The organism is Paenibacillus sp. FSL R5-192, from assembly GCF_000517845.1.
Taxonomy (GTDB): Bacteria; Bacillota; Bacilli; order Paenibacillales; family Paenibacillaceae; genus Paenibacillus; species Paenibacillus amylolyticus.
This window is the reverse complement of sequence record NZ_ASPR01000051.1, coordinates 1-2415: the sequence shown is the minus strand read 5'-3', so window position 1 is coordinate 2415 and position 2415 is coordinate 1. Positions and strand designations below refer to the sequence as shown.

The window sequence follows — 2415 nt, the reverse complement described above, 5'->3', positions numbered from 1 at the left end:
GCTATTTCTGTTTTACCAATCGCTGAAGCGAGGATTGTAAAGCAAGTTCCAGATTACGCTGATTTGATTGGTGATGATAAATCCTATGTATATGCAGCAGCTATTTGTATGGTTGCTGCTATACTGGCTCCATCTATGGCTGCGAGAATCAAAAAAACGATGAAAGATTTCGATTTCTCTTTCGAAAATCAGGCAGTTAATTGGGATAGACGTGCCTCACAACTCGTTGAAGAGGCAAATGAATTCATCGGCTTGATCTCTAGTTTTCAAGAGACCATGGATGCTCCATTATTTATGTTGTCTGGTCCCACTAGGGAGAAGGAAAGGAGGCGTTTCTGATGTTTAAAGATTTCGTTCATAGACATTCGCCCTGCACTGTAAATGGGGAACAGGATAAAGTCATTCTGTCCAGAGAAACAAAGGCGACTACGGTTCTCGGTAAAGAGTACATGTACAACGGCCTTTTTGCTCCTAAGTCTCCTGTATTACCTGGGGATGTCGTGCAGAGTGATATGACATTACTGGTCCAAACTCTCCGTTATACTGCAACCAAAGACAAATACTGTTCCTTAATCAAAACGAACGTTACCGTGGAAGTTCAAAGGTACATGCAGGAGTTCGATGCGAATGACAATCCAAAGGGCAAACCTGAGTTTACACTCGTAGCTGGGGATATCATTGGTTTCGCTCAACATGTCTCTGCTCAGTTGAGACAAGAAGAACCTGGTCTTCTATCTACAACTTCCCTTGTTCTTCTTTTGCAGACTAGTATTGATGTCAGGGAACCGAGTGATCCGACATTGGTAAGTCCAGACCGCATCGTGATTGCTGGTAAGAAATATCAAGTGGATGTGGTGGATCGGATCAAGTATCCCAATCTCCTACATATTCAGTTGTGCGAGGACAGGCGATGATTACCGGGTACGATGCAGAACGTGCAGCGAAGGACTTGGAAAACAAGTTGGCAGTTGAAATCACAGGTCTGACGAAAATCGTTATGCTTACTGCTAAGACTGGTATCAGATATTACCCTGCTGTCAGAGAGAGTTTGGAAATGCAAATGACTTTGCTGGCGAACCAAATGATTTCAGGAGACATCACTGCTGATTACTGGCAAGCCTGGCTGGAACAGTTCGGTAAAGGATCACTTATGGCTGGACCGAGTCAAAACCCGGGTCTGGTAAGTTACATGAACAGTGAAGCTTGGAACAAGCTGAGGTCAAAGGGTAGCCGGGTAGTTGTAGGCCGGGGTAGAGGTACTTACCGAGCTATCGACGGCACAATTAAAAAGTCCAAAGGCGGATACGCAGGTGTAGATTTGGAGGAGTTAGCAGAACGCGGGGACCTTGATCCTTCGTTCAAAGCTACTCCTCCTACTTATTTCATGCGTATAGCTCTTGAATCCAATCGTGATCGGATATTAAACGGGATTAGTCGTGTCATTACCGAGTTTCCATATCATCGTTACTTCAGGGAGGTGAGAGATTGAGTCTTCAATTGTTGGATGCAGTTCAGCATGCGCTTAAAGGTGATTCCGAACTCATGGAGTTACTTGAGCTTGACTCATCTTCACCTTCCGAGGAGGTAGTGAAGAGATTGACAAAGGGAATGGAACCTGAAATCACTGTAAGTTATGAAACTGTTCCTCATATCTGCCAATATGTGATGCCAGGGCGCTATTCTCCGAATCAATTAGTCTTCGAAGGAAAGTTTTGCTTAGATTTTTATGCTGGTACTGGTTATGCGGCGAAGCTGTTGTTCGAAAGAGCATTTCGTATTTTACACGATAAACGGATAACGATGCCAGGTTGGGCGACATACCTTTGTGTACTGACGTACGATGCTGATTTTGCAACGGGTATACAAGGTGTCAAAGGGTATAAGGCAATATTTGATGTTGACTATCTCCGGATGAATTGAGGTGAGGATATGTCTGAAAAACAAACTGAATTAACAGATAACAAGCCGGAACTTAAGGAAGAATTTCCTGAGCTAGAGAAGTTGATCCGAGAAAAGGTTCGTCTCGCACAAAAACTCGGATTGATGGATGGCAAGGAACCGGTTGAAAAGTATGAAGACACGAAGGAATATAAACGAATTGAAGAGATTGATGCACGGCTCTGGGAGCTTGTTTAATCAACTCTAAACCCAAGGAGGATAAATATGAGACCACTTGTTTTTGATGGCGTAGGAACAATCGTAGCCCGTAATTTGGATGGAACAATTAAGTACGTTGAGGACAAGGTAACAAAGGTTACGTTACAACTGCAATTTGACTGGCAGGCGGTCATGGGAGGCGACAGTGGATATGCATTCCACTACACAGCAGGGGACCTACAAGACAAAGTAAGTATTGAAGTTCCGCGTTATTCAGCAGCTATTGCCGATATGTCTCAAGGGGGTAAAACAGAGAAA

The 2415-nt window shown here is 43.9% G+C and carries 5 protein-coding genes and 1 pseudogene; all 6 read left to right on the top strand.

Features of this window, described 5'->3' with window-relative positions; translation table 11 throughout:
* Nucleotides 1-339 (top strand): hypothetical protein (locus C161_RS32630; protein WP_036674038.1); only part of this gene is annotated, 339 nt, incomplete at its 5' end.
* A complete protein-coding gene (locus C161_RS27005; RefSeq protein WP_036674036.1) occupies nucleotides 339-914 on the top strand; it encodes a hypothetical protein in 576 nt (191 codons plus the stop codon). The genes C161_RS32630 and C161_RS27005, both read left to right, overlap by 1 nt.
* Complete coding sequence (locus tag C161_RS27000; protein WP_036674034.1) at nucleotides 911-1489, top strand: hypothetical protein; 579 nt, start codon at nucleotides 911-913, stop codon at nucleotides 1487-1489. The genes C161_RS27005 and C161_RS27000 overlap by 4 nt, the downstream gene beginning before the upstream one ends.
* Nucleotides 1486-1920, top strand: coding sequence for a hypothetical protein (locus C161_RS26995; protein WP_036674033.1), 435 nt, complete (start codon nucleotides 1486-1488; stop codon nucleotides 1918-1920). Before C161_RS27000 ends, C161_RS26995 begins: the two co-directional genes overlap by 4 nt.
* A 9-nt stretch (nucleotides 1921-1929) precedes the next feature.
* Complete coding sequence (locus tag C161_RS26990; RefSeq protein WP_036674031.1) at nucleotides 1930-2136, top strand: hypothetical protein; 207 nt, start codon at nucleotides 1930-1932, stop codon at nucleotides 2134-2136.
* Between the two features lie 27 nt (nucleotides 2137-2163).
* A pseudogene (locus tag C161_RS26985) lies at nucleotides 2164-2415 on the top strand (hypothetical protein); the annotation flags it as partial.

Coding starts and splice junctions, on each gene's coding strand:
- C161_RS27005 (WP_036674036.1), top strand. CDS start 339: ATGTTTAAAGATTTCGTTCATAGACATTCGCCCTGCACTGTAAATGGG.
- C161_RS27000 (WP_036674034.1), top strand. CDS start 911: ATGATTACCGGGTACGATGCAGAACGTGCAGCGAAGGACTTGGAAAAC.
- C161_RS26990 (WP_036674031.1), top strand. CDS start 1,930: ATGTCTGAAAAACAAACTGAATTAACAGATAACAAGCCGGAACTTAAG.